Annotated in this window: 20 protein-coding genes; 7 read left to right on the plus strand and 13 right to left on the minus strand. The window is 37.7% G+C overall.

The genetic code is table 11. The annotated features are described in order from the left end of the window. Positions 1-154: 154 nt before the first annotated feature. The 3 genes from B155_RS0107880 to B155_RS0107890 are packed head-to-tail and all read left to right on the plus strand — an operon-like array spanning position 155 to position 2,522. A complete protein-coding gene (locus B155_RS0107880) occupies positions 155-679 on the plus strand; it encodes an RNA polymerase sigma factor (RefSeq protein WP_018127718.1) in 525 nt (174 codons plus the stop codon). After that, a complete protein-coding gene (locus B155_RS0107885; RefSeq protein ID WP_018127719.1) occupies positions 676-1,176 on the plus strand; it encodes a hypothetical protein in 501 nt (166 codons plus the stop codon). The genes B155_RS0107880 and B155_RS0107885 overlap by 4 nt, the downstream gene beginning before the upstream one ends. Beyond that, the gene (locus B155_RS0107890) at positions 1,173-2,522 is read left to right on the plus strand and encodes a DUF4097 family beta strand repeat-containing protein (protein ID WP_018127720.1); all 1,350 of its coding nucleotides are present in this window, start codon (positions 1,173-1,175) and stop codon (positions 2,520-2,522) included. Before B155_RS0107885 ends, B155_RS0107890 begins: the two co-directional genes overlap by 4 nt. A gap of 77 nt (positions 2,523-2,599) precedes the next feature. Here the strand turns inward: B155_RS0107890 and B155_RS0107895 are convergent, their stop codons facing one another. The 4 genes from B155_RS0107895 to B155_RS0107910 form a co-directional block, all read right to left on the minus strand. After that, entirely contained in the window at positions 2,600-2,842 is a 243-nt protein-coding gene (locus B155_RS0107895; RefSeq protein WP_018127721.1) for a hypothetical protein, read from the minus strand. Positions 2,843-2,914: 72 nt separating this feature from the next. Beyond that, positions 2,915-3,358: a DUF2141 domain-containing protein gene (locus tag B155_RS0107900; protein WP_018127722.1), complete on the minus strand. Its 444-nt coding sequence runs from the start codon at positions 3,356-3,358 to the stop codon at positions 2,915-2,917. Positions 3,359-3,422: 64 nt separating this feature from the next. Then, entirely contained in the window at positions 3,423-3,761 is a 339-nt protein-coding gene (locus B155_RS0107905; protein WP_018127723.1) for a tRNA-binding protein, read from the minus strand. Positions 3,762-3,832: 71 nt separating this feature from the next. Then, positions 3,833-4,843, minus strand: a complete 1,011-nt coding sequence (locus tag B155_RS0107910; RefSeq protein WP_018127724.1) for a glutamine synthetase beta-grasp domain-containing protein — start codon at positions 4,841-4,843, stop codon at positions 3,833-3,835. A 284-nt stretch (positions 4,844-5,127) separates the two neighbouring features. On the opposite strand from B155_RS0107910, the gene B155_RS0107915 reads away from it, so the two are divergent. From B155_RS0107915 to B155_RS0107925, 3 genes are read left to right on the plus strand one after another with little or no spacing between them, the layout of a single operon-like run. Then, positions 5,128-6,012, plus strand: a complete 885-nt coding sequence (locus tag B155_RS0107915; RefSeq protein WP_018127725.1) for a 1,4-dihydroxy-2-naphthoate polyprenyltransferase — start codon at positions 5,128-5,130, stop codon at positions 6,010-6,012. After that, positions 6,012-7,091 carry an o-succinylbenzoate synthase gene (gene menC, locus B155_RS0107920; protein ID WP_018127726.1) on the plus strand — a complete coding sequence of 360 codons (1,080 nt, stop codon included), beginning with the start codon at positions 6,012-6,014 and terminating at the stop codon, positions 7,089-7,091. Before B155_RS0107915 ends, menC begins: the two co-directional genes overlap by 1 nt. 20 nt (positions 7,092-7,111) lie before the next feature. Continuing rightward, positions 7,112-8,581, plus strand: a complete 1,470-nt coding sequence (locus B155_RS0107925) for a class I adenylate-forming enzyme family protein (protein ID WP_018127727.1) — start codon at positions 7,112-7,114, stop codon at positions 8,579-8,581. Here the strand turns inward: B155_RS0107925 and B155_RS0107930 are convergent. The 8 genes from B155_RS0107930 to B155_RS0107965 all read right to left on the minus strand — a co-directional run bounded on the left by B155_RS0107930 (position 8,571) and on the right by B155_RS0107965 (position 19,755). After that, a complete protein-coding gene (locus B155_RS0107930) occupies positions 8,571-9,641 on the minus strand; it encodes a sensor histidine kinase (protein ID WP_018127728.1) in 1,071 nt (356 codons plus the stop codon). The two genes, B155_RS0107925 and B155_RS0107930, sit on opposite strands and share 11 nt — an antisense overlap. Positions 9,642-9,820: 179 nt before the next feature. Then, a complete protein-coding gene (gene purB, locus B155_RS0107935) occupies positions 9,821-11,116 on the minus strand; it encodes an adenylosuccinate lyase (protein WP_018127729.1) in 1,296 nt (431 codons plus the stop codon). A gap of 88 nt (positions 11,117-11,204) precedes the next feature. Continuing rightward, the gene (locus B155_RS0107940) at positions 11,205-12,695 is read right to left on the minus strand and encodes a M48 family metalloprotease (RefSeq protein ID WP_026167258.1); all 1,491 of its coding nucleotides are present in this window, start codon (positions 12,693-12,695) and stop codon (positions 11,205-11,207) included. Positions 12,696-12,723: 28 nt separating this feature from the next. Continuing rightward, positions 12,724-13,755, minus strand: coding sequence for a UDP-N-acetylmuramate dehydrogenase (gene murB / locus B155_RS0107945; protein ID WP_018127731.1), 1,032 nt, complete (start codon positions 13,753-13,755; stop codon positions 12,724-12,726). A gap of 3 nt (positions 13,756-13,758) precedes the next feature. Next, complete coding sequence (locus B155_RS0107950) at positions 13,759-15,141, minus strand: hemolysin family protein (RefSeq protein ID WP_240386267.1); 1,383 nt, start codon at positions 15,139-15,141, stop codon at positions 13,759-13,761. 111 nt (positions 15,142-15,252) lie between these two features. After that, positions 15,253-15,714: a single-stranded DNA-binding protein gene (locus tag B155_RS0107955; protein ID WP_018127733.1), complete on the minus strand. Its 462-nt coding sequence runs from the start codon at positions 15,712-15,714 to the stop codon at positions 15,253-15,255. A gap of 113 nt (positions 15,715-15,827) precedes the next feature. Then, positions 15,828-17,744 (minus strand): DUF3857 domain-containing protein, encoded by a 1,917-nt coding sequence (locus B155_RS0107960; protein ID WP_018127734.1) that lies wholly within the window; start codon positions 17,742-17,744, stop codon positions 15,828-15,830. Next, positions 17,737-19,755: a DUF3857 domain-containing protein gene (locus tag B155_RS0107965; protein WP_018127735.1), complete on the minus strand. Its 2,019-nt coding sequence runs from the start codon at positions 19,753-19,755 to the stop codon at positions 17,737-17,739. Before B155_RS0107965 ends, B155_RS0107960 begins: the two co-directional genes overlap by 8 nt. Positions 19,756-19,984: 229 nt before the next feature. Between B155_RS0107965 and B155_RS0107970 the strand changes: the two genes are divergently transcribed. After that, positions 19,985-20,917, plus strand: a complete 933-nt coding sequence (locus B155_RS0107970; protein WP_018127736.1) for a S1/P1 nuclease — start codon at positions 19,985-19,987, stop codon at positions 20,915-20,917. 92 nt (positions 20,918-21,009) lie between these two features. On the opposite strand, the gene B155_RS0107975 is transcribed toward B155_RS0107970, so the two are convergent. After that, positions 21,010-22,203, minus strand: a complete 1,194-nt coding sequence (locus B155_RS0107975; protein ID WP_018127737.1) for a phosphoglycerate kinase — start codon at positions 22,201-22,203, stop codon at positions 21,010-21,012. Between the last annotated feature and the right edge of the window lie 105 nt (positions 22,204-22,308).

Below are 22,308 nucleotides of genomic sequence, written 5' to 3' on the forward strand. Positions count from 1 at the left end.
TCTCGTGAGTAATTAACGCACTAATCAACTATGGATTCTTCGCATCTTAATGCTAGCATATGCATGCTAGTAGAGTTCTTCTTTCTAAAAAATATTTTTAAAGTGTAACATCCTGCATCCATCTTGCATCTAAGGCATAAACAACTACAGCGACTTGTTAACACAGCAATCTGATTTCGAATTAATAGCGCAGGCTTTAGAAGGCCAACAAAAAGCTTTTAAAGAGCTTTATGACAGGTATGTAGATAATCTGTATCAATTTCTCGCACAATTCGGAAACTCTGATGATCAAAATGAAGAATGGACTCAGCGTGCATTTATCAAAGCATTTCATAAACTGCACAGTTTTAAACAAAAATCATCATTCAAAACGTGGCTGTTTACTATCGCTGTAAATGAAATGAGAACCGATATGCGAAAGTCTTTTCACTTTGAAGATATCGATCAAACCCAACTTCCCCATTTTGAGGAAGAGGAAATCACAACTACAGAAATGTGGGCCAACGCAAAACAAGCATTAAGAGCGCTAAGCCCGAGAAAACGAATGATCTGCTTACTACATATTGCTGAAGGTTATTCGCATCAAGAAATTGGAGAGATGCTTGGTATTTCTGAAGTCGCTTCTAGAACTACACTCTTTCGAGCCAAAAAAGATTTAAGACAATCATTAATGTTATGAAGAATATGATTTATTCCGAAAAAGACCGCCCTTCCGCTACAGCAAAGGAAAAAATGTGGTCACAGATTGCTAAAGAACTGCCTCACTCTAAAGGTGAGCCACAAAAAACTACGACCATTCATTGGATGAGTTTTTTACTTGGTAATGCCGCCGCTCTACTTCTATTATTTGCCGCCATTGGTATCATGAGTACAGCTAATTTTTTTGACCGAACATTAGATGAAAACCAAGAAATGTATGAGACTCTAAACGCAGCTACTACCCAGCTCCATAGTGTTACTCCATTCCTCATACAACAGGCACGAGAACAAAATGTGAGCAGTATAGAGTCGACTCTCACAGCAATAAACGAAATCGACCGCCTCATTGAAGAGCTGCGCAACGATATCAATTTAAACGGAAACACCCCTGTAAAAGAACAAAGCCTAAGAAGGCTGTATGCTACTAAGCTCGATTTTTATAAGGAAATACTATTATCACAAAAGGACCAACTATGAAAGCTTATACCTTGCTTACATTACTCATACTATTCATTTCAGATATTACTCTTGCTCAATCAGGAACAAAGAATGGCACCTTTGATCTATCGGGAGCAGATCAGCTTCAAATACTAATTGATGCTGGTATGGAGATTAAGATTGAAGGAAAAGACACTCAAACAATTTCGTATACCTATACTTTTGATGGGAATCAGGAATCATATGAGCATTACTTTACAAACTTTTCCCCCGATTTCGAAAAATCCGGTGGACGTGCTGCACTCAGAATAGAGTTCCCTCGCCAAAAAAAGCAATCGGTAAACTTCCGTATAAAGAAACATGAATTAATTCTTGAAATCCCACGTGAACTGGAGTTAGAATTTCAAAGCCGATATTCAAAAGTTGAAGTCTCTAATATTGCACGTACCACAACATTAACCAATCGAAGTGGTAAAATCTTTGCTCATGATATGGGGCAGGAACTCAGAGTTTTAAATGAATATGGGAATGTTCGAGCTGAAAATATTAACGGGAATGTGACCATAAACAGTAGGTCATCAAATATCGACGTGAAACAAGTTCGTGGTGATTTAAATATCGATAGCGATTATTCGAAGCTCAATATTAGCCAGATTAGTGGTGAATCATTTATCAAATCCAAAAGTGGTACTGTTAACGCATTTGATTTGAAGGCAAACTTTACAGCTGTTGGTGACTACACAAAATTTGAAGTCACAAATATCTCAGGCGATGTAGATATAGATACCAAAAGCACTAAAATCTATATCGACAATGTAGAAAACCTTGTTGTGAATGGTGATTACACCAACATTCATGCTCAAAATATAACGGGCGAGCATGGGGTTCAGGTCGACAGTAAGTCTGCTAAAATAAACCTAGAAAACGTACGAGGCACTGCGAATGTTAAAGGGGAATATCTAAACATTTCTCTAAGTGATATCAATAAAGATGCATTTATTATTAATAAATCAGGTTCCGTAGACACCAAAAACGTACAAGGCGATATTCAAATTGATGGAAGCTACAACAAGATCAATCTAGATACTTTTAAAGGGTCAAACCTACGAATTAATAATAGATCTGGCTCCATTGAAGTGGAAGCTATGAATAAGTTGAATTCTATAGAGATCGAATCTGAATACGGAAATGTCACGCTAGACTTAAATACACCTTTTAAAGGGAACCTTGATTTAGAGATAAGATATGGTAGTCTTGACCACCCATTTACAGTCAATGGTTCGATAGTAAAAGAATCTAACTTAGTAACAGTGGAAGGAACCGCTGGAAATGAAACGGGAGTGCTACGAGTAAAACTCAGAAATGGTGATTTAAAGATTAAATAGATCAATAGACACGTCTTATATATTAAAAAGGGAAGCACTTTTAATTAAGGCTTCCCTTTTCTTTTATCTATGAAAATTTAACTCCGTGTTGATATCATTACCGTTCCGAATAATACTACAGCGAGTATCATATAAATAACGGTGAATACAGCTAATAGAATTAGGCTTGCCCTAGCAAAGTTTTTTTTATTCAAATTTGCTGTATCGCTAAATCCCCAAACGAATAACATTACAAAGCCTACTAAAGGAACGACTGTAATGATGAGCGTAATAATCCAATCTTTCATGGACATTACTGCCGCTGTCTCCTGTGTTTCCATAAACCCCCATCTTAGTTGTTGGTTAATATGGAATTACGGATATTTTTCCCTTTAAATCAAAACAGAAACAAACTACTTAATAGTTATTTCTGCTACATGCTTGGGCTCACTTACTTTAAAGACCGCATCATTCCAGGAGGCCGGACCAAACTTACCTCGAGCATCATTTGAAAAGCCATAATCTTCTTTTGGAATACCTAGCAAGTTGGTATCGATCTTCCCATTCTTATTTTTATCATGATATACTGCGATGGCATAATTGCCTTGTGGCAATTCGTTATTAACCCAAACTATAGTGGTACTATCTACTGGTAGAACTACGGCATGAATGGGGTCTTTTTTGTATTTCTCTTTAGAATCAAAAACCGCTATGCGAATCTCTCCTTCTATTTTTGAAATACCTTTAATAACTAATTTAAACTCTGAAGTATTAACGTCACTCGGGTACGAGATCTCTTGGGCCTGTAGGCTGTTTAGAGTAAATAAGAATAGTAAAAATGTTGTAGCGCGTATCATAAAAGAAGTTAGTAAATCTATTCAACACATAGATCAACCCATTTATTTTGTTCCAATTATGATATTAAAATAATTTAGAACCATTGGGTACTTGTTTGTCAGGTCTTGTAAGTATCACGTCCCCATTATCGTCAGCAAATCCAGTTACTAAACACTCCGACATAAATGGTCCAATTTGCTTGGGTGGAAAGTTTACTACAGCAATCACTTGTGTATTTAGTAATTCATCTTTGGTATAGTGGGCCGTAATCTGAGCACTGGATTTTCTAATTCCAATGTCATCACCAAAGTCTACAACGAGTTTATAGGCTGATTTTCGGGCCTCAGGGAAATCGTTTACTTCGATAATAGTCCCTACTCGTAATTCTACTTTTTCAAAGTCGTTCCAGCTAATTTCTTTCATTTTTTGCGACACAATAAAAAACCCTGCTCTCTTTTGAAAGCAGGGTTGTTATAAAAAATACTATGGCTAGCTTAAGAAGCCGCTTTAACGGTCTTGATAATACGAGCTGCAACCATATATGGGTCGGCATTGGAAGCTGGTCTCCTATCTTCTAACCATCCCTTCCATCCGTTTTCAACCGTAGCGATTGGAATTCGAATAGAAGCTCCTCTATCAGAAATACCATAGCTAAATTGATCGATAGATTGAGTTTCATGTTTACCTGTCAAGCGCTCATCATTATAAGCACCATATACATCCATATGTTCTTTAACTACTGGGCCGAATGACTCACAAATTTTATTGTATACATCTTGAGAACCGGCCTCACGAAGTATAGAATTTGAAAAATTAGCATGCATTCCAGAACCATTCCAATCCGTATCTCCAAGTGGCTTTGGATGCCAATTGATTGTTAAACCATATTGTTCTGTAGTTCTTTCTAATAGGTATCTCGCAATCCAAATTTGATCCCCAGCTGCAGCAGCACCTTCTGCAAATATTTGGAACTCCCATTGTCCGGCCGCAACTTCTGCGTTAATACCTTCAATATTTAATCCTGCTTGCAAGCAGATATCAAAATGCTCTTCTACAATATCACGTCCAAATGCGGTATTGGCACCTACCCCACAGTAATAGGGCCCTTGAGGGGCAGGGTATCCACCTGCTGGAAATCCATAAGGTAGGCTTGTTTCAGGATCCCAAAGGAAGTACTCCTGTTCAAAACCAAACCAAAAATCATTATCGTCATCATCGATATGTGCTCTACCGTTGGTCTCATGTGGAGTACCATCCGCATTTAACACCTCAGTCATCACTAAATATGCATCATGCCTCGCTGGATCTGGGTACATCGCAACTGGCTTTAACAAGCAATCAGAAGCACCGCCTTTTGCCTGTTGTGTTGAGCTCCCATCGAACGACCAAATCGGAGCGTCTTCAATATTTCCTGAAAAATTTCTTAAAACTTTAGTTTTACTTCTTAGTCCTTGAGTAGGAGCACTTCCATCTAGCCAAATGTACTCTAGCTTTGAGTATGACATATTTAGTAAGTGATATTTTTTGAGGTTTTAAAATTGACTCGCCAAATATAACGTGATTAATCACAAACACTCAATTTTTTTAATTTATTTTTTATTAACAATTAATTTACAAAGGTAAAAAAGTTATAAAACTTAATTTATTTCAATAAAACACGTCTATGACCCACACGTGCTAAAGTATTTAATCTCTAGCTATAGCTACACTTCATTTTTTTAGCCTTCAAATAAACCATTATCTTCACTCCATTGTTTTTCCACACATATATTCACACTAAACGAAGCCATTGAGTAAATCAAAATTTCAGATTTGGATCGAAGCTGCGCGTCCCAAGACATTAGCCGCTGCATTTGTTCCCGTACTGGTAGGTTCCGCACTCGCATATAGCGATCAAGCAATCAATTATACAGCTAGTACTATCGCCCTTATTTGTGCATTTCTCATTCAAATTGGAACCAATTTTGCGAACGATTATTTCGACTTTAAGAAGGGTGCCGATACGGATGACAGAATAGGTTTTACTCGAGCAACAGCAGCCGGCTTGATAGCTCCCAAAACTATGCTGAATGCAACCATTATTAGTATGGCGCTCGCTTTCATTTTCGGATTATACTTGGTTTATATTGGCGGAGTAACGGTGTTGATAATTGGGTTACTATCTCTACTGTTTGGGATTCTGTACACAGGTGGACCCTATCCTCTTGGTTACAATGGACTCGGTGATATTTTTGTATTCCTATTTTTTGGTGTGGTTGCGGTAATGACTACCTACTATGTAAACACACTGACTTGGGCTGAGAGTAGTTTCTGGGCATCATTAGCTGTTGGCGCACTATGCACGAATATTTTGGTGATCAACAATCTTAGAGATGTACACCAAGATAGAGTTGCAGGCAAAAGAACATTAGGAGTTTTATTTGGAGAGAAAGCATTGAAAGTTGAGTATACCCTAATGCTATTAATTGCCTTTGCGGTACCCCCTCATTTTTATTTTCAGCTAAATAGTAACTATTGGATCTTTTTGCCATTTATACTAATTCCATTAGCCATCATGTATAATTACAAAGTATGGACTGAAACAGATAAACGAGCGCTTAATCCTCTTCTAGAAAAAACAGCTCAGTTTATGGCACTCTTTGGTATTCTGTTGAGTATTGGAATTATTCTTTAATGCTTAAAATTTATACATATCAAATACCCTTTGTAACACCATTCAAAATTGCTCAAGGCTCCTATTCTACTCGGGAAGGCATCTTATTATGTTATGAAGATGATGGACTTACTGCTTACGGCGAAATAGCGCCACTCACAGGCTTCTCTACTTTTACTGTTCAAAACATCGTACCCATTCTTGAACAAGAATATGAAAATATCTCTGAATGGCTTTCAACAAATGATGATGACTTTCTGCTGAACTTTGAAGTAAAGTATCCCATGCCTTCCCTACTATTTGGCTTAGATACTTTAGTTACTGACTACCATGCCAAAAAGAAGAATCAAACTCTTCAGCACTATTTAAACCCTACCACTACCCAAACTCTAGTACCAGCGAATGCTGCAATAGGCATTCAAGCAGATACAGATAGTATATTGGCTGTTGTATCAAAAAAGGTAGAACAGGGTTTTGATACCATTAAGCTAAAAGTTGGATTGAACTTTGAACAGGAATTTCAGGCTATTCAAGCCATTAGAACTTCCTACAAAGATGTGAAGCTTCGTTTAGATGTAAATAGATCTTGGGGCTATAACGATGCTAGCAAGTATTTAAAACTTCTGGCCCCTTATGATATTGAATACATTGAAGAGCCTCTCCTATTAAAGGATAGGCACCAATGGGGTCGACTCAAGCAAGCATCAGAAATAAAAATAGCGGCAGATGAATCGTTCAGGAACAAAAAGGATGCACTTGAACTAATAGACCAGAATCTAGTTGATCTACTGATTTTAAAACCTATGATGTTTGGACGATTTTCGGAAATGGGCGTAACAATAGAGCTTGCCAATTCTCATGATATTGACATTGTTTTCACCACTTCACTAGAAAGTGTGGTTGGCAGAACAGCTACAGCAGTTCTCTCAAGTATCTGGGGTTCAAAAAAATACGACCACGGTATATCTACTGGTACTTTACTTGAAGATGATTTAGCTGATACGGTACATGAAATGGAAGGTGGTAGATTTAAGTTGCCTAATCAAAATGGATTAGGCATTTTAATTAATACCGAAAAATTGAACTTGGTGATAGGTTAGTGTTTAAATCTAGATTACATATGTTTGAATTTAAGAGGAATGAACCTCAACAGGTTTTTCTCACTTCCGAACATGGGATGTATACTTATAGTGATTTGGATCGATTTACAGGCTTTTTTCATGACATTATCAAAGACAAAGCCGATTCTACTAAATGGCCCATTGCGTTTCTATCTGAATCATCTGACCTATTAATATTTGGAATTGCAGCATGTTGGAAACTTGGTATTCCGATCATACCCCTCAGTCCTAAGTCATCCCAAAAAGAACTCGAAAGCACTGTTAATGAGTTAAATCCAGCATTAATATTTTGCGATACCAAAAATAGAAGTCGGTTAAATGGGGATGAAGTCATTCATATGGATGAGAATTTTTTCCTCAACGCCTTTACCTTCGACACCCGCAATCTAGAATTACCCGATCCCAACTCTTTCGACGAGTCTAGTATCTTTGGTTATTTCTTCACATCGGGTACAACTGGAAGATCAAAGATTGTTCCATTAAAACGTCGACAAATTCTATCGGCAGCTTATTCTTCCGCCCAGAATTTTAAACCAGACCCGAATCACTTCTGGTTATTATGTTTACCCCTAAATCATGTGGGTGGTATTTCCATCATCTATAGATCATTGATTTATGGTTCAGCTATTTATCGTATGGGGCATTTTAATGAGGAAATGGTCACTGAGTTTTTATGTGAAAACCCCAGGTTTCAAGCGGCTTCTCTTGTCCCAACAATGTTAAAAAGGCTTCTGGATAATCCCTTGTTTAAAACCCATCGTGATTTTAAAGCGATACTTTTAGGAGGAGGACCAAGCACTCAAAACTTGCTAAGAAAGTCTGTTGAACGTGGCATCCCTATTATTTCGAGCTATGGAATGACGGAAACTTGTGCACAAATTTTTGCTAATCCAATGACGGCTCCATCTGGGATGTATACGCCATTAAAAAGTGTAGGGAAAATTTTTCCACCTAATGAAATGCAAATTCGAGATGATAAAGGCAAAAAATTAGGGCGAAACCAACTAGGAATGATTTGGTTAAAGGGGCCTCAAGTATTTGATGGCTATTTTAACAATGATGAGATCAATCAGAATGTTTTTGATAAAGATGGTTGGTTCAAGACAGGTGATTTTGGCCATTTGAATGGCTTTGGACAACTATTTATTGAGTCACGAAGAGACGACTTGATTATAACAGGTGGCGAGAATGTAAATCCTCTCGAAATTGAAGAGGCCATCGCTAAAATCCCAAGTGTTGCCGATGTAGCTGTTATTGGAGTTCCTGATGAAGAATGGGGACAAAAAATTACAGCCATCATTACACTAAGTAATGGGAAGTCGCCCGATTTAGCTCAACTAAGATCTACTCTAAAAAAAGACTTATCAGATTTTAAGCTTCCAAAGGAATTGAAAGTGGTAGATCGTCTACCACGAACTACCACCGGCAAAGTTAAAAAAGCAGAATTGCTTAAAATGATTACGCAATAGGAAGCTTTATTGTGAAGGTTGTGCCTTTACCTTTCGTGCTTTCTAGGTAAATCTTGCCCTCATGCAATTCCGTAAATACTTTTGCAATCCATAAGCCTAGACCTGTTCCCTTTTCGTTGCGTGTACCATCGGTTGACTTGGAAAACGCTAAGAATAAATCTTTCATTTTATTATCTGGTATTCCCATCCCTTCGTCAATCACATGAATTAAATGTGTATTGTCAACTCGTTCAGCCTTAAGCGTGATTTTATCTCCACTCTTAGTAAACTTAATGGCATTTTGAACTAAGTTATTTAAAACAGGCATTATCTTACTACGATCTACTAATAGCATGTCATTATTAGGCAATTCATTAATAACCTCAAGGCTTATTTCCTTCATTTTAAAGTACATTTCATGATTCTCTTGTACTTTTTCAGCGAGTTCCCCAAAAGCTATTGGTGTCTTTTCAATGTCTAATTTTCCGTCATCAAATTTGGCCAAACTCAACATGTTATCCATGAATTCTAAAAAGTTTTTAGCATTCACATTTATAATTTCAAGGTACTTATCTACATTTTCTTTATTTAAATCTGGAGCATCTAGTTCATCAATAATTAACTCAGAAGCTAATTTTATAGAACTTATTGGTGTTTTTGAGTCATGAGAAACCATTGAAATCAATCTATTCTTCAACTTCAATAGATCATCCAACTGTTCAATACACAGTTGAGTACTCGGCATCAACTTCCCCACGTCATCTCTATAATCGATGGGTAATTTGGGAATTACTTTATTTCTTCTGTATTCAACCAGAGCATGTTTTGTAACCCGAATAGGTTCCAACAATTTATACAGTAGAACTAATGTTAGTGCCGTTCCCAATAAGGTTGCAAGCAATGCTACAAACAATACAGGCAGCATAAATTCGCCAGGATAGGCACTAGTTAAGTAAGCTATAAGCGTTAATAATGGAATATGTGTTCCAAAAAAAGCGATTAATAGAATCTTACCTGTATATGTTTTAGGCCATTTTAAATTTGAAATGCGCTTATAAAACGAAAGAATTTTTTTACCCATGATCTTTATTATTTATAGAACCCTTTATGCTCTTAACGTCTTTTGTTGAGAACTTTTAAATTAGATTCATATTTATTTACAATACCCCTTTTTAAATCTTTAGAGCATTCCTTTAACCCAAAAAAAAAGGCTGTAATTCCAAGTCTTACAGCCTTTTATCAATATTATGTAAATGAGGGTTATTGTAGACCCACACGTTCGAATATGGTATCCACATTTCTGGAGTGATGCTTTAGGTCAAATGCATCTTCAATCTCTTCTTTGCTTAGCTTTGAGGAGATAAATGGATCCGCTTCAACTAATGGTCTAAACAGTTTTTGATTCTCCCATGAATCCATAGCTAAGGGTTGTACCGCATCGTATGCTTCTTCACGAATAATGCCTTTCTCAATCAATTTGTTTAAGATTCTTTGTGAGAATACTAGTCCTTGGGTCTTCCAGATATTCGCTTCCATATTCTCTTCAAATACTACCAAGTTTTCCATTACACCAGCGAAACGCGAAAGCATATAGTCCAGTAAGATGGTAGCATCAGGAAGTATGATACGTTCAGCGGAAGAATGAGAAATATCGCGTTCGTGCCACAACGGAATATTTTCAAAAGCGGTAACCATATAGCCTCTTAGTACTCGAGCACAACCAGTAATATTTTCTGAACTGATTGGATTTCTTTTATGAGGCATAGATGATGAACCCTTTTGTCCTTTTCGAAATGCCTCCTCAACCTCACGTACTTCACTACGTTGTAAATGGCGAACTTCAACGGCCATTTTCTCTAATGTTGAACCAATGAGTGCTAGAATAGATACATAATGAGCATGGCGATCTCGCTGTAGAGTTTGTGTAGAAATCGGAGCTGGAGTCAGCCCAAGTTTATCACAGGTATATTGCTCTACTTCAGGTGGGATATTAGCGAATGTTCCAACCGACCCAGATAGCTTTCCAAATTCTACATCAGCAGCGGCCTTCTCGAAACGCTCTAAGTTTCTTTTCATCTCTGCATACCAAAGAGCACATTTCAAACCAAAAGTTGTTGGCTCTGCGTGAATACCGTGGGTACGCCCCATCATTACGGTATATTTATGAGCTTTTGCTTTTTCAGCAAGTACATCGATGATACGCTCTAGGTCTTCACGAATAATTTTATTGGCTTGCTTTAGTCGAACTCCCCATGCGGTATCAACAACATCTGTTGATGTTAAGCCATAGTGCACCCATTTTTTTTCATCACCCAGCGATTCAGAAACGGCACGTGTAAAAGCTACAACATCGTGGCGTGTTTGGGCTTCAATCTCTTTGATGCGCTCTAGCTTGAAAGTGGCTTTCTCATACAGCTTATCTACATCTTCCATGGGAATCTCACCAAGCTTGGCCCATGCCCAACATGATGCTAGTTCAACATCCAACCATGCCTGAAACTGATTTTCTTCGGTCCAAATTTCAGACATTTCTTTGCGAGCGTATCGAGAGATCATAATAGAGTATTACTTTGAAGTTAGGATTCCCTCAAAGATACTGCTTTTACTCCCTTGATGTTAAATACGGAAGAACAAATCTATGAACTTAATTCTGAACCGGCACTTTCAACCAACTTCCTTGTTGAATCACTTCATCAACTTCAACTTGATTTATGATTGCCACCTCATTTAGGGTAATGTTCATTGGTAAATTAGTTGAAACTAGATCCGAAAATTTAGCTGTACGTGAAGCCCTTATTACTTGTAATCGAACAGGCTCAACATTTAGTATAGATTGATCAGTTACACGGTCAAATCCACGTGGCACGCTATTAAACACCTGCTCATAATCAGAGAATTGACCTGCCGTTGTATAGCTTAAAAACCGATAAATATTACCGCCATAGCTAATGGCAGAAATATCGATGGTTAATGTTCCACCTTCTTGCTGAACGTTTGCTTGAGCTTGATACCCGTTGTAACCATTCGCATTTAGATTCTGTTGTTGAAGGGTATTCACACCTTCTTGATTTAAAAAGGCTTGTACCGATTCTTCCGGACTCGAACTCTCTGAATCTATTGAGAATTGAATTACTGCATCCTGAGCTTCATTGACGAGTATTACCGCCGAGGCTTGGTTAATGGTTTGGAATCCTGCAGGAACTGGGAATTGAAAAGCTAAATCAGGGTGATAAAATACTCCATTACTCTCAAATCCTTCACGCGGGTTCTCACCAAACATCATCCCATCAATCATCTGCAGATATTCATCGGCATCCACAATAGTTTGTTCATACCCTTCAGATTCCCATTTTTGAGCTAATTCAGGAATGGTTTGTTCTCTTTCACCGGGATCGGGGTGGGAGGATAAATGCGATGGAATACTTTGGCCAGATTGATCTGATATTCGCTTTAAAGATCTAAAAAACTCTGCCCCTTCAGCGGCTTCATAGCCTTGCATTGCAGAGTACTCTACCCCCAACCTATCACTTTCTCTCTCATCGTCTCTACTGTATTGTAGAAACAGCAATTGAGCCGTTTGGCTACTCACTTGTAGAATATTTCCCCCATCAAGTCCAAAACTCTCGCCCAGTACTGCAGCACCGATAATTCCTAACTGACCTACTTGCTGTTCTGCAGCTCTTTGAGAAGCATGACGTGCGGCAACGTGCCCAATCTCATGACCTAATACCACCATCAACTGAGCTTCATTATCTAAATGAGATAAAAGTCCACGGGTTACATACACATACCCTCCAGGAAGCGCAAAGGCATTCACAACAGGGCTATTTAAAACTCTAAAAGTAAAATCTGTATTTTTGTACTCCGACGGGGTGTCTTCTCTATTAAAGTGACTTACCTCAAGTAATTCATCCCCCAAGGCCTTCACATAATTTGATAATCTTTCGTCATTATAAAGGCCGTATTGAGCTACAATTTCATTGTCAGATTGTTGGCCAATCTTTTTCTCTTCTTCCCATGAATATCCATAAGCTCGTTTATTGCCCGAGACAGGACTCGTTTGAATACTCACACAAGATGGCATAACCAACCCTGTGATAACTATTAAACATAAAATTTTAATCGCTTTCATCATTCTCCCGATTTTGTACTAAGATCTACATTTATCCAATAATATTGACTTCAGGTGTCAAGGATATATTAAACTTCTCACTTACTGAAAGTTGAATTGCGTGTGCTAAGTTCCAAATTTCTTCTCCCGTTGCATTTCCATGGTTCACAAGAACTAAAGCTTGTTTACTATGCACTCCTGCATCCCCCTTTCTTTTGCCCTTCCAACCTGCTTGCTCTATAAGCCAACCAGCAGGAACTTTAATATGAGTGTCTGAAATTTTATACGATGGGATTGTAGGATACTCAGCTTCCAGTTGCTTGAATTGCGTAGCTGAGATCACAGGGTTTTTAAAAAAGCTTCCTGTATTCCCAATTTCATCAGGATCGGGGAGTTTACTTTGCCTGATTGCTATTACAGCTTGGCTAACCTCACGGATACTTGGGTTATCAATTTCTCTCTCTGATAAATACTCTTTTAGGGCTTTGTACTCTAATGTAGGCTTACCGTTTTTTTGCAACCTCAGTTGAACAGAGGTAATGATATAATTACCCTTTGCCTCATTTTTGAAAATGCTATCTCTATACCCAAACTTGCACTCTTCTTTGGTGAACGTTTGTACCTTGCCAGTTGATCGCTCAAGAGCCTCTAGTGATATGAAAGTGTCTTTTAACTCAACGCCGTAAGCCCCGATGTTTTGGATGGGTGCTGCCCCAACCGAACCCGGTATCAAAGATAAATTTTCAATGCCCGCCCAATTATTTGATACGGCCATCAACACTAAGTCGTGCCAAATCTCGCCCGCTGCCGCTTTTATAGTAACTGATGAGTTATCCTCCTCAATCACCTCTATGCCCTTTAGATCTACATGAATTACTAAACCTTCATAATCTTTGATAAACAGCAGGTTACTTCCGCCCCCTAAAATGAGCACATTCAAAATATGTTGGTGTGCGAAGTTCAGCGCTTCTTTAAGTTCATCTATACTATGTACTTCAACAAAATGTGAAGCCTTACACAACACTCCCATGGTTGTGAATTTAGATAGATCGAAATTTTCTTGTACTTGAATACGGTGAGTCATGAATTATGAACTGCTATTAATCGCAGTCTCTAGTTTTTCAATGATCTTTACACGAACTTTTTTAATTCTATTATTTTGAACCGAATGTACGGTGCACTCTAATCCTTTGTAAGTAATCCGTTCGCCAACGGTAGGCAAGCTTTCTGTTAGGTGATAAATTAATCCACCAAGCGTTTCAAAATCATCATCTTCGGATGTTAGATCTAATGAAAGCACATCTTCCATGTCATCTAAATCAATTTTAGCATCGAAGATGTAAATTCCATTTTTAAACTGTGTATAAAGCTGTACATCATCAGATGATTCATCGGTGATATCACCTACGATTTCTTCAAGGATATCATCCATCGTTACGATTCCTTCCGTCCCACCATACTCATCTACCACTATTGCCATGTGGGTTTTTTCCTGTTGGAAATCTCTTAACAAGTCATCAAGTTTTTTGGTAGCAGGTATAAACAATGCATTTCTTGAAATGGTTTTCCAGTTGAAAGAAGGTTCTTCCTTATCCCCATTCAAATACGGCAGGATATCCTTCGCATATATAACACCAAGAATATTGTCTAAATCATTCTCATATAATGGCATTCTAGATAAGGCTTTCTCCTGGATGATGTTGATTACATCCGACAATGCATCATCAATCGATACTGCAATTACATTCACACGAGAGGTCATAATCTCACGAACAGTGATATTCCCGAACTCAATTACATTCTCAATAATCTCACGTTCATCTTCTTTTATAGAACCTTCCTGTTCACTTACCTCAGCCATTGTTTTAATGTCTTCAGAAGTCATTTTATTGGAAGGTTTCGGCAGATATCGCTCTAAAACTATAGTGCCATCGGCTATCAGTTTGGCAAAGGGTTTGAGGAGAATAAACAAAATGTAGATGAACGTACTCCAACGCCTTGAAACAGTAAGTGGATTATTGATCGCAATAATCTTTGGAGTAATCTCACTGATAATTAAAATCATAAAGGTTAAAACCACCACTTCTGCTGTAAAAACTATAACCTCAGAGAGTCCAAATTGAGCGACTAAAGTACCCGTTAATACGGCTGCCATCACCGAAGCCAGGATATTCGCAAAGGTATTGCCTATCAAAATGGTAGCTAATAAACGACGTGGTTTATCTAGCATACTAATTATTCTAGAATCACCTGCGTGGGGAGTAGATGGATTGGTAAGGTCTTCCATCCTTGAAGAAAGTGAGAAAAAAGCTACCTCAGACCCTGAAAACACTGCTGAGAACAGAAGCCCTAAAATCATTATTAGGATTTGGATTGAAACAACGATGGTATCAACTTCGCCTGAAGATGACATGGATAAGCCCATATGTGAAGCTAGGTAATAACTATGTGGTTCGTCTAAGGTACTCAATGTATAATCTTAATTGATGAGATTGAATTTAATGAGGACTTACTTCCATACAAAATAAAAAAAGCGGTGAAAGTAACCTGACACCGCTTTTCATAAATATTTACGACCTATTTAGAAAGGAAGGTCATCGTCCATGTCATCAAAGTTACTACCTAACTCAACATTACTTGACATAGGTTGGTTTTGATTCTGTGCATTGCCAGTGTTACCGCCACCCGCAGGTGCTCCACCACTGTTGCTTCCTTTGCTATCAAGCATGGTCATTTGCAAAGCTTTAATCTCAGTAGTATACCTTTTTTGGCCTTGGTTGTCTTCCCATTGGCGGGTTTGAATCGGGCCTTCAATATATACTAATGAACCTTTGGTTAGGAATTGCTGACAAATTTCAGCTAGTCTTCCCCAAGCTACTACTCGGTGCCATTCTGTTTTTTCTTGCTGCTCGCCATTGCTGTCTTTATAGCGTTCGCTAGTTGCGATGCTTAATGTAGCAACTGCAGTATTAGATTGCGTGTAGCGTACTTCAGGATCTTGTCCTAGACGTCCGATTAATTGTGCTTTATTTAGTGAACTCATTACGTATACCTCAAATTATTTTGTTTGCAAGGTAAGACAATGCATTGAAGAAATCCTTACAAAAAAAATTTCAAGTGCTCTAAATCATTAAGTATTTACTTAATGATATTTTTTCAATCTGAGCGTTTTAAAACTAGCCGTTGGTTATCTGCGTCTTTAACCTGGCGAAGAAAAAGAACGAAGCTATTATACTGTTCGGCTTCTAATTTTCTTTCATTCAGTACAAACACTCTCTTTTGTACTAACTGCTGATCCTTTAACTCAAATGAGAGTTCATATTTCCCAAAATTTCTTTCAAAGGTTTCATCTTCAGGGGCTGATTCGAGCTGATAGTTCTCTGGTATATTATAAACCACTTCATCTACTTCGGTATATGGATAATCTAGCCAAACAACTTGAGCTCTTTTAGGTTCTAAATCTAGTCCTACACTTGCAATGCTGTTGTAAGTTTTTAGAGGTACAAATAATCGATTTGACGAATTTGAACTGTAATTTTTTATGTCAATAGTATATTGAAAGCTAGGTTCCTGATTGTCAATTCCATCAAAATTTGCTGTGAGATTTTGAGCACTTGATTCATCAATTTGCTCTTTCAGCCAGTCAATACGCGCATTATCTGATATAGGCTTTAAGATATTCAATACTCTTTCAAGCATGGCGCCTTTGGTTTGAACCTTAGAATCCATATTAACGAATCCATCCTCGTGAAGCTGAATTTCAGAATATGTAGAAATAGTATTTTCATCAGAAGTGCTAATAGGTGTTTCGATAATTTGCCCGCCTTCTTCGGTAATCATCAAAGATTTTTTTCCTTCATTTGCACTACCGATATGCCCCGGTGGGAAATACTTACTTGTACATTCTAGCCAAACCACTTCCCCATTTGAAAGCTGAACGCGAAGGATTACATGATTGAATTGATTGCTTGAAAAATCTGCTTCAATAGGTGGAGTATCTAAACCAGAACGAATAAGCACTGCATTCGAATTTATTCCTGCATATTCCAGAATTGCCTGCATATAATTAGTCAAAGCTTTGCAATCGCCATATTCGTTTTTATACACATATTCAGCTGGAAATGGCTTCCAGCCTCCTATTCCTAATTGAATACTCACATATCTTGTTTTCGATTGCATGTACCGATAAAGTGCTTCCACTTTCTCATGCTCGGTTGTTAACCCTTGCAATACCTGATCTACCTCTCTTTTAGCTTCATCAGGTAATTCCATTGCATCTTTTCCAAGCTCATGATACCATTTACCGAACTCTTGCCAAGAAGTAGCATTCCCAATAGTACCTTCAATTTCAAATTTGGTTGGAGCCAATAATACACGAGGTAATATCTCTTGAACAGGTGGACCAAGAGGATCCCTATCCACAGCCTCAAGATTAGTGACATGCCAGTTGTACTCTTTTACACTGCTTAAGTCGGCTATTTCAGGTTCAACATCGAAATTATCTAGTTTATATCTAATTGCATCCCCAGTTCGGTCTATTACCTTAAGATATGCTGACTCCACTTTTTGATTTAAATCTTGTGGATACCACGCAGGAAAGTATAGGGTTCCATTCAGGTTCTTTTGATATTCAACTTCTATGGTATATGGGAAACGGTTATAATTTAGATCAAGAACTTTAACACGATTGTCTGAAAAAAAGCTAAAGCCATCATAAGAGCTGTAATCATTTGCATCACTCTCTGTGTATGATTGTACTAAATTACCATCACCGTCAATAATGTTGGCTTTTATATAGTCAATGTTTTGTAAAGAGCTGTAGTACACCACCAATTGGGCTAAGTCTTTCACATTTTTATTAAGGATTGTAGCCGCATACTTAACTTTTAATCGTGCCTTACCATAAGAAAGGATATCAAGTTCAGTATGGCTTTCTCGGATTATAGATTCCGTTTTACTTGAAAGATTCTCATAATTTGAAGTAGAGAAATCTTTTCCTACAAATAAACGCTTCTCTGCAGAGCAGCTTAAAAATAGTACAATAGATATTGCAGGCAGTAGAATTTTATTCATCACTGGTAGTTCCTTTTTTAATTACAATAGGCTCTGTATTACGCTCTACTAAATGCTCAAACAATGCTTTAATATTGCTGTAACTATCAGGCATGAATTTTTCTTTATTGATAGCAAACTCATATCGAATCATAATTATGTTGCCTTGTGCCTGAATGAGCCTCACTGCTCCCCCACTACTTTCAGGTAATACATGTTTAGTACTTACAGGCAATTCATCCACTACCCACCCATCAGGAATAGTAATTTGAATAGTTCCTTTTCTACTAATTGGGTATTCAAAATCGATAGGATAGGTACGTTCAGATTTTTTAAAAGGGTTTTCAGTAATCGCATCTACGATCATAGGTTCTAGATAAATAATATCTTTTCCAGAATCGAAATCGATATTGAAATCAACTTTAAATAGAAACTCATCCTCTTCATCCGTCACTACATTTAATGAATCTATTCGGATGTTACTATTATTGAACTTCTGCTTCTTTATTACCTCTTTAAGATCAAAGTCCTCATCTTCTTTTTTATTCGTTTCTTCATCAAACACTAGGCTATATATATAAGCTGGTAACCCAGCCTTTTTAGACTGAAGAACTCCTACCCCGTTGCCTTTCTCGTCTACTTTTAAGGAAAGGAAGTCTGTAATAGTATTGAGCGTACCTGTTGTAAGTGGTATCCATTCTACTTTGGCCTCTTCGTTGATTAGTAAGCCCATACCATTCAGTACAGAAGATGGAAGCACATTATATGGTCTTCGATCATTCTTGGCATCTAAAAGAATGGTTTCGCCATCAAGTTTAACGTAAGCAAGGGTATGATTAAACTGATTTTGTATAGGGTATAAACCTATTACTGAACCATGATTTTTTGTACTAATTAATACAGGTTCTACATCGATATTTGCTTCTCGGAGCATCTGAATCAAAATCATATTGATTTCAGACGATGACCCCGTACCTCTTTCATAGATATCATCTAAATCATCATCGATATAAGTACCAAAGCTTTCATCCCAAGCCATCACTTCACTTACATGTTCATAGATAGCGATCATTTGAGCTTTAGGTTCAGAAATTCCTTCTATAATCTCAGCAACCTTTGATTTAAATAACTTATTCGACTTCAGTCTACTTCCGAAGTATTTAGATTCATGTATAGCTTCAATTAATTTTGGCCATGTATCCAGAACGGGAACTAATCCTTCGCCAGGAAATTGATACGATGAGAGTTGAAACTTAACCTGCGCTAAGTAGTCGCTTCGAGCATTCAAGTAATCCTCGTCTTCAATCGCCGGCACATTTTTCATGATATAATGATACTCTTTGCCTTTCATATCAGCTATACCTGATACCGTACGACCATACGAATTTGTATAACGCACACTAGAACTTTCTGAATAAGGCGTTACTCTCTGGGCTTCGAATGGATGATAACCTCGGTTATAAGTTAAAAAATTGAACCAATCTGGTATTTTAACAATGTACTCGCTCCATAGTACTGGAATACTTTTTTGGAAATACCAATCTGGAACATCGGTAGGCGTTTCTGATCTCATTTCATATTCATATTCGAATACAGAGCCTTTTCGAAGTCCTGGAATTGTAAACTTTATTTCACTCCAAGTATCAGAAATTTCATTTCTAAAACGATCTCTCCTGCCTACTTTAGTAGTTCGAATTTTGCCGTTTTCCAAATAATAAGCTTCCGCTTTAATTCCTGTAATTTTTTGATCCGGATCGTCATCCCTATAGGTTATTGAAATATCCCCTTCGTCAAGTCCTTGATCGGTTAATATCTTGATCCGAACATGACGCTTAAACCTTACTTCTAAGTTTGCATCGATAGATGCTACGCCTTTATCAAATAAGACTATTGCATTAGCTGACGAGTCGATATCCGCCACCGTCATTTCTAACTCTGCATTGGAAACATCACCAAATTTCTTCGCTTGACCTAATGTATTTCCCCCAAATAACAGTATAAGTGATACTGTACATAGTATATGCTTTATCATACTTCCCCTTTGCTTTATCGTCTGTGTTTTGAACAACATAATTTTAAATAAATATATTTTCCATTTTGAATATTTCTTTTTTTTACCGTTTTATGGAAAATTAAAAGAGCATCACTTCACAAAATGTTTACATAACAATTACCGTTAGTACCCCGCTATTGGTTCTGCTTTTCTTTATTTTGTACACCAATCTTATTTAACTATCTACCTCAACGTATTTCTTACCTATATGAAGAAGTTCATTGCAACCACTCTACTACTTTCATTCTTACTCACTATTTCCTTACAACCGATTCCTGGATTTAGTTGGAATTCAACGGGCCATCGAGTTATAGCAGCTATTGCATGGGAAAATCTAACCCCTACTGCTAAAAACAGAATTATTGAAATTCTTAAGCAAGCTCCTAAAGATTCTGACCTGACTGATCTTTACGATACCTCATCCGAATTCGCTGAAAAGGAGTTCTTTATGGGTGCCGCTTATTGGCCTGATATTGTAAGAGACCGTGATGAGAAAGTTCGCTACGAGAAATATCACAAAGGCCATTGGCACTACATTGGTAGTTACTGGAAGCAAACTGAGAATGGTCCGGTTAAAGCTGATGGACCTGTTGAAGACGAGAACATTGTTGAACGTATTACTTACTTCAAAAAAACTCTAGCTGACCCTAATGTTAGCGATGCGGATAAAGCAGTACAGATTGCATGGGTTCTCCATTTAATTGGTGATATCCACATGCCATTGCATAACACATCGCAAATTAACGCCGATTCTCCAGAAGGCGACTTAGGTGGAAACAGATTCCGTTTAGGTGATGAATGGCCTTGGAACTTACATGCATTTTGGGATGGCATTCTAGATGTAGCGAACCCTAAAGCAGAAAATGTTGAAGACTTCGACTACTACTTATCTAATGCAAAACAGATTACGGAGAAGCATTCTAAAAAGAGCTTAAGCAATAGTGTTGAATTGGCTGATGCTACCAAGTGGAATGAAGAGGGTAAACAATTAACCATGAATAAGGTTTATCCATCTTACCTAAAGCAGAATGAACAACCACCTGCTGCATACAAAAAGGAAGCATATACTATAGCTCAAAAACAAATGGCATTGTCAGGTTATAGAATGGCCGCGTATTTGAATGAAATATTCGGCCAATAGAAAATTGAGGCCAAAAAAAGAGCTTCTTACTATGAAATAAGAAGCTCTTTTACTTTGCGGTTTATATCGCTAAACCCTTCCTAAAAGAAGTTTTAAACATCACTAAGGTGACTAACACCTGGCAATACTTTTCCTTCTAGGTATTCTAAACTTGCTCCACCACCGGTAGAAACGTGGGATACTTTCTCACTCAAACCTGATGCCTTAATAGCAGCCGCCGAGTCGCCCCCACCAATTATTGTAGTTGCGCCAAACTGAGTAGCTTCTGCAAGTGCTTCTGCTACCGCAAAAGTACCATCTGCAAAATTACTCATTTCAAACACACCCATTGGTCCATTCCAAAGCACTGTTTTTGCGCTCTTTATTACGTTCCCAAATGCAATGGCAGACTGTGGGCCGATATCTAGAGCCATCCATCCATCTTCAATTCCATCTTCATCAACCACTTCATTTTCAGCATCATTACTAAACTCACGAGCAACAACCGAATCAAGCGGTAACATCAGATTCACTCCTGCTTTTTCAGCTTTCTCGAGAATCTCTTTTGCAAGTTCTACTTTATCTTCCTCAAGAAGTGAATTCCCAATAGGTAGTCCTTTTGCTTTATAAAAAGTGTAGGTCATTCCACCTCCAATGATGATAGTATCCACTTTTGAGAGAAGGTTTTCAATTACCCCAATTTTGTCAGAAACTTTTGCTCCACCTAAAATAGCCACAAACGGTCGTTCCGGAGTATTCACACTTTCGTCTAAATACTTAATCTCTTTTTCGAGTAAGAAACCTGATGCGGATTGTTCTACAAATTTTGTAACACCTGCTACTGAAGCATGTGCCCTATGGCTAGTACCAAAAGCATCGTTTACAAAAACATCAGCATGCTTAGATAATGCTTGGGCAAAGTCTTCATCATTTGAAGTTTCTCCCGCATGAAATCGTACATTTTCAAGAAGTACAATCTCTCCAGCTTTCGCACTATTGATTGCAGTCTCAGCTTCTTCCCCAATACAATCGTTGGCAAAATGAACTGTGGTATTCACTAAAGTTTTAAGGTGTTCTGCTACTGGCTTCAATGAATATTCTTCATTGCGTTCACCTTTTGGCCTACCTAAGTGACTAGTTAATATTAGTAAGCCTCCTTGGTCTAAAACATATTGGATAGATGGTAAAGCTTGCGCAATTCGATTGTCATCAGTTATTACCCCGTTTTTTAGTGGCACGTTAAAGTCAACGCGCATAAGTACTTTCTTATCTTTTAGTTGGAGGTCGTTTAAGGTAAGTTTTGCCATAAATTTTGTAAGGATTTTTATTCTTGACAGTCTTATAATTTAAAATAACTTAATAGTTCAGCTTTGAACTTTACTCATTCGACTGTAGGAATGAATAAAATAAGG

This window comes from Balneola vulgaris DSM 17893, from assembly GCF_000375465.1.
GTDB classification, from domain to species: domain Bacteria; phylum Bacteroidota; class Rhodothermia; order Balneolales; family Balneolaceae; genus Balneola; species Balneola vulgaris.

Coding starts and splice junctions, on each gene's coding strand:
- B155_RS0107885 (WP_018127719.1), top strand. CDS start 676: ATGAAGAATATGATTTATTCCGAAAAAGACCGCCCTTCCGCTACAGCA.
- B155_RS0107890 (WP_018127720.1), top strand. CDS start 1,173: ATGAAAGCTTATACCTTGCTTACATTACTCATACTATTCATTTCAGAT.
- B155_RS0107895 (WP_018127721.1), bottom strand. CDS start 2,842: ATGGAAACACAGGAGACAGCGGCAGTAATGTCCATGAAAGATTGGATT.
- B155_RS0107900 (WP_018127722.1), bottom strand. CDS start 3,358: ATGATACGCGCTACAACATTTTTACTATTCTTATTTACTCTAAACAGC.
- B155_RS0107905 (WP_018127723.1), bottom strand. CDS start 3,761: ATGAAAGAAATTAGCTGGAACGACTTTGAAAAAGTAGAATTACGAGTA.
- B155_RS0107910 (WP_018127724.1), bottom strand. CDS start 4,843: ATGTCATACTCAAAGCTAGAGTACATTTGGCTAGATGGAAGTGCTCCT.
- menC (WP_018127726.1), top strand. CDS start 6,012: ATGCTTAAAATTTATACATATCAAATACCCTTTGTAACACCATTCAAA.
- B155_RS0107925 (WP_018127727.1), top strand. CDS start 7,112: ATGTTTGAATTTAAGAGGAATGAACCTCAACAGGTTTTTCTCACTTCC.
- B155_RS0107930 (WP_018127728.1), bottom strand. CDS start 9,641: ATGGGTAAAAAAATTCTTTCGTTTTATAAGCGCATTTCAAATTTAAAA.
- purB (WP_018127729.1), bottom strand. CDS start 11,116: ATGATCTCTCGATACGCTCGCAAAGAAATGTCTGAAATTTGGACCGAA.
- B155_RS0107940 (WP_026167258.1), bottom strand. CDS start 12,695: ATGATGAAAGCGATTAAAATTTTATGTTTAATAGTTATCACAGGGTTG.
- murB (WP_018127731.1), bottom strand. CDS start 13,755: ATGACTCACCGTATTCAAGTACAAGAAAATTTCGATCTATCTAAATTC.
- B155_RS0107955 (WP_018127733.1), bottom strand. CDS start 15,714: ATGAGTTCACTAAATAAAGCACAATTAATCGGACGTCTAGGACAAGAT.
- B155_RS0107960 (WP_018127734.1), bottom strand. CDS start 17,744: ATGAATAAAATTCTACTGCCTGCAATATCTATTGTACTATTTTTAAGC.
- B155_RS0107965 (WP_018127735.1), bottom strand. CDS start 19,755: ATGATAAAGCATATACTATGTACAGTATCACTTATACTGTTATTTGGG.
- B155_RS0107970 (WP_018127736.1), top strand. CDS start 19,985: ATGAAGAAGTTCATTGCAACCACTCTACTACTTTCATTCTTACTCACT.
- B155_RS0107975 (WP_018127737.1), bottom strand. CDS start 22,203: ATGGCAAAACTTACCTTAAACGACCTCCAACTAAAAGATAAGAAAGTA.